Raw genomic sequence first — 4,425 nt, 5'->3', positions numbered from 1 at the left:
CTCGGATCCGGCCGCTGGTGACTTCCAGGATATGGAAGAAATTCCGCCCGGCAGGTACAACTTGGTAAAGAACGGAATTGGAGTACCCGTTGGGGCCAGGCAAGCAGTAGTATTGGCGCTCGTCTTGGCATGATGAACGAGTGCGCGAAGACGTAGCGTGGTGTTGAGCTGGTTGCATGGTCGGCTCCTGTCGATCGGTCTTTGTTGATACTCCAGCAGCGTTTCGGGTGGTTTTAGCCCGCCTTGCTGTTTTAGTATTGTCGTTGGCAGTCAATGCCTGGTTCCGTACCAAGTATTTTGATATGTGTAGGTTGTCGGAAACTGCGTTTTTAATTGAGTTATTCTCTGAAGCTGGTCGGCCCGTGTTCTCGGGCTGTTGAACCTGTGATTTCCTGTCGCACCTGATGACCCGCATAAGGTCTATCGAGCATGTCTGTACGAGTCTTACGGCGCGGCAGCAGCAGGATCTCTTCAGGTTTTTAACGAATGTGTGATCGTGCCCCAGGGCCGTTTTTTTGTGCTGCCCGCTCCGGCGGTCAGCCGTCTTTTTGATGTGGGGGCGTTTCCTTGGCAGTCAGTAATCTGGATATGCACGCGTTATTCGTGCTGGGTGATTTGCGCGCAAAGTTGGTCAAGCAGTTTCAATCCCGTTTCGTTTACATCACTGAACAGACGCCGGAAGGCATCTATATTGCCGAAATCGACACCGAATCGGCGATGGTGGTGGATGACAAGCAGCGCCTGGAACTCAAGGTCGGCTACCATTTTCGCGCAGCGGTGTTGCCGAGTCGCGAAGGTGGCAAGTTCGAATTGAAGTTCCGTGACATCAAGTTGACGGTGTACGGCCTGGGCGATTACGCCTTTGTTTCTTCGGCCGAAGGCCAGGGCATCGTGTTCAAGGAAGGCCACAGTGTGATGCTGGTGTTTGCCGCTAACGAACAATTGCAGGAAGGCCTGACCAAGACCCTCAAAGCCGTGACTGGTAAGGCCGCCAAGTGGCGCAAGGGTGAGCTGGTGACATTCAAGGCCAGTGAGTAGTCGATAAACCTCACGTGTATTCTTGCTCTGTCGGAACCTCTACTACAGTTGAGTTGACTTAACTATTCAGAGGCTTCGCGCATTGGCAGCAAAGCCGTCCGCTATGGCTGCGAAAAACGCGAGGTGCAAAGGCATGAAAGGATTGAGAACCCTGTTGGCGGCGTCACTTACGGCCTTGAGCCTGTCAGTGGCTTCAGTGCCGGTATCGGCTGCGCAGGCGCCGGTGCATTTCGCCGACTTGAACTGGGAAAGCGGTAGCCTGATCACTGAAGTACTGCGCTTTATCGTCGAGAAGGGTTATGACCTGCCCACCGACACCTTGCCCGGCACCACCATCACGCTGGAAACCGCCCTGGCAAAAAATGACATCCAGGTGATCGGCGAAGAATGGGCCGGCCGCAGCCCGGTCTGGATCAAAGCCGAGGCCGAAGGCAAGGTGGTGGGCTTGGGCGATACGGTCAAGGGCGCTACCGAAGGTTGGTGGGTGCCTGAATATGTGGTCAAGGGCGACCCCGCCAAAGGCCTCAAACCGCTGGCGCCGGACCTCAAGAGCGTGAAGGACTTGGCGCGTTACAAGGACGTGTTCAAGGATCCGGAATCCCCAGGCAAGGGGCGCTTTCTCAACAGCCCGATCGGCTGGACCTCGGAAGTGGTCAACAAACAGAAACTCAAGGCTTACGGCCTTGACGACAGTTATGTGAACTTTCGCAGCGGCTCGGGCGCAGCCCTGGATGCTGAGATCGCATCGTCGATCCGCCGGGGCAAGCCGGTGTTGTTCTACTACTGGTCGCCGACGCCCTTGATGGGACGTTACAAGTTGATCCAGCTGGAAGAGCCACCGTTTGACGCTGATGCCTGGAAAACCCTGACCGACGCGGATAACCCCAACCCCAGGTCGACACGGTCGTTGGCGTCCAAGTTGAGCATTGGTGTGTCGACGCCGTTCCAGCAGGAGCACCCGCAGATCGCCGACTTCTTCACCAAGGTTCAGTTTCCAATCGAGCCGCTGAACAAGGCCTTGGCGACGATGAGCGAGAATCACACGGGGCCACGGGAAGTGGCCCAGGCGTTTCTCAAGGAGCATCCTGAGGTGTGGAAGGCGTGGTTGACGGCGGACGTGGCGCAGAAGGTTGAGGCGAGCTTGCGCTAACGCTGTATGCAAAACCCTATCGGAGCTGGGTTTACCCGCGATGGTGGTGCGTCAGTCATGTAGGTGTTGACTGTCACAGCGTCATCGCGGGTAAGCCCGGCTCCCACAGTTGATTGCATTGCAGGCTTAGAACTTGGTTTGAATCGCCACCTCGAAGGTCCTTGGCGACCCCAGGTAATACGCTGGCGACACATGCGCAAACTCGGCATACACCTCATTCGTCAGGTTACGCACGCGGCCGGTCACCGAGGTATGCGAGTCGAACTTGTAGCGCAGAAACGTTCCGAACAGCGTATAGGCCGGCACCGTCAGGGTGTTGGCATTATCCGCATATACTTGGGCGACATACCGCGCATCCACGCCGCCCTGCCAATCTTGCGTGAAGTCATAGGTCAGCCATAGGTTGCCTACACGCTTGGGCACGTTGGTCGGTGTATTGCCCTTACGCGAGACCACAGCGCCGCTGGCGATTTTCTCATTGAAGTCGTCGTATTCGGCATCCACCCAGGCGAAGTTACCTTCCGCCAACAGTCTCGGGGTGATGCGCAATGAGCTGGCCAACTCGATACCCTTGGACGACTGCGCGCCCACCGGGATGCTGTTGTTCGGGTCCTGCGGGTCGGTGACGGCGAAATCCTTGCGCTCGATCTTGTAGGCCGCGACCGTGGCCGAACCGCGACCGTTCAGGTAGTCGAATTTGCTGCCTACTTCCCACTGTTTACCGGTCGATACGTCGAACACTTGAGTGGTGGTCGATGGCTGCTCGGCCGCTGTGCTGTATTGCACATACACATTAGCCGAGGGGATGAACTGGTAGGTCAGGCCGACACGCCCGGTTAGCGGTTCCCAGCGGCGCTTGAAGTGGCGTGGGTTTTTGCTGTCGTTGGTTACGTCCAGGTCGATAGCGTCGTAACGCAGGCCGGTGAGCAGTGACAACTTATCGGTAAGGCCAAGGCGATTTTCCACGAAAAAGGCTTTGGTGGTGACTTCGTTGGTCTTGTCCTTAACAAACCCGGGTTTAGTACCGGGGATGTCATAGAAGTGCCCAGGGGCGTAGTTGTTCGGGTCTACAGTGTTATTGCCCGGTTTGTTCAGCGGATAACTGGTGGTGCTGTTGACCTTGTACTCAAAGCCTGCGGACCAAGTGGTGGACAGGCCGAAGAACCTGTCGTCATGGCGCAGTTCGAACTGGTTGCCGTTCTGTTCACCTTGATGGCGCACTTGGTAAGCCGTCGAGCGGTTCACTGCGCTGTTATCAGCGTTGTACTGATAGGTTTCCAGGTTGCGGTAATCGCGCTGGCTGTCCAAGTGATAGAAGGTGTTCTTCAGCGTGGTGCTGTCGTTGATTCGATAGTCGATGATCGAACGTACCCAGACCGTGCGCTGTTCATACCGACCATCGGCCACGTTGTAGTTGTTGAAGCGGTTGTGCCGGTCGATCTTCAACTCGCCTGCCTTGGGGTTGAGCACCGGAGTGCCCCAGTACGGGCTGTCTTCATGTTCGTCCTGGTATTCCAGTGCCAGGGTGTGGGACAGGTCGAGGGTCAGGTCACTGAGCAGCGAAAACGCCAGGCTCCAGGCTTCACGCTGGTCGCGGTCGATGTAGCTGTGGTTGGTGTTGCGGCTCACGTCCAGGCGCGCGTAATGCTGCACCTCAGCACCCGGTTCGGTCAGCGCGTGGTTGAGGCCCAAGGCCATGCCGGCGGTGTCGTAGCTACCGTAGGTGAGCTGGCCTTCTGCAGCTTGTTCCTCGCGAGTGGCCAACTTCGTCACGTAATTCAGCGAGCCGCCCACGGAGCCGGCGCCGTTGATCAAGGAGGAGGGGCCGCCGACCAGTTCAACCCGGTCATAGATCCACGCATCCACCGGCCGGGCGAGGCCGGTGGCGACGTTGATGCCGTTGAACATTTGGGTGATCTGGCTGCTGGTAAACCCACGGTAGGACACAAAACCGCCAAACCCCGGCGGCGCGCTGGCGTTGACGCCGGGCAAGGTATTGGCCGCATCGCGGAAGGTCTTCGCGCCATGGCGCTCGATATCGTTACGAGTGGCGATGGCCACCGACGCCGGGGTTTCCCGTACGCTCAGGCCCAGGCGCGACGCCATGCCGCTGGATTGATCCAGGGTCAGGCCCGGTTCGGCGGTTTGTTCGCCATCGATGGTGGATGGCGCCAACTCGAGCGCCCAGCCACAGACAGGCAGGCAGCCGAACAGGCCCGCCAACAGGGGTAAATGTT

At 57.8% G+C, this 4,425-nt stretch carries 3 protein-coding genes; 2 read left to right on the top strand and 1 reads right to left on the bottom strand.

All coding sequences use genetic code 11. The features are described from left to right. Positions 1–588: 588 nt before the first annotated feature. Positions 589–1,038, top strand: coding sequence for a hypothetical protein (locus tag E0F99_RS29125; RefSeq protein WP_207303111.1), 450 nt, complete (start codon positions 589–591; stop codon positions 1,036–1,038). 133 nt (positions 1,039–1,171) lie between these two features. Then, positions 1,172–2,188, top strand: a complete 1,017-nt coding sequence (locus E0F99_RS29120) for an ABC transporter substrate-binding protein (RefSeq protein ID WP_083358084.1) — start codon at positions 1,172–1,174, stop codon at positions 2,186–2,188. 126 nt (positions 2,189–2,314) lie between these two features. On the opposite strand, the gene E0F99_RS29115 is transcribed toward E0F99_RS29120, so the two are convergent. Then, a partial coding sequence (locus E0F99_RS29115; protein ID WP_242626948.1) for a TonB-dependent receptor occupies positions 2,315–4,425 on the bottom strand: 2,111 nt, incomplete at its 5' end.

Source organism: Pseudomonas antarctica (genome assembly GCF_900624995.1).
Lineage (GTDB): Bacteria > Pseudomonadota > Gammaproteobacteria > Pseudomonadales > Pseudomonadaceae > Aquipseudomonas > Aquipseudomonas antarctica.
This window is presented reverse-complemented; position numbering and strand designations above follow the sequence as displayed.

What these genes read in the sequence shown, in the direction of transcription:
- E0F99_RS29125 (WP_207303111.1), top strand. Translation starts at nt 589, where the DNA reads ATGCACGCGTTATTCGTGCTGGGTGATTTGCGCGCAAAGTTGGTCAAG.
- E0F99_RS29120 (WP_083358084.1), top strand. Translation starts at nt 1,172, where the DNA reads ATGAAAGGATTGAGAACCCTGTTGGCGGCGTCACTTACGGCCTTGAGC.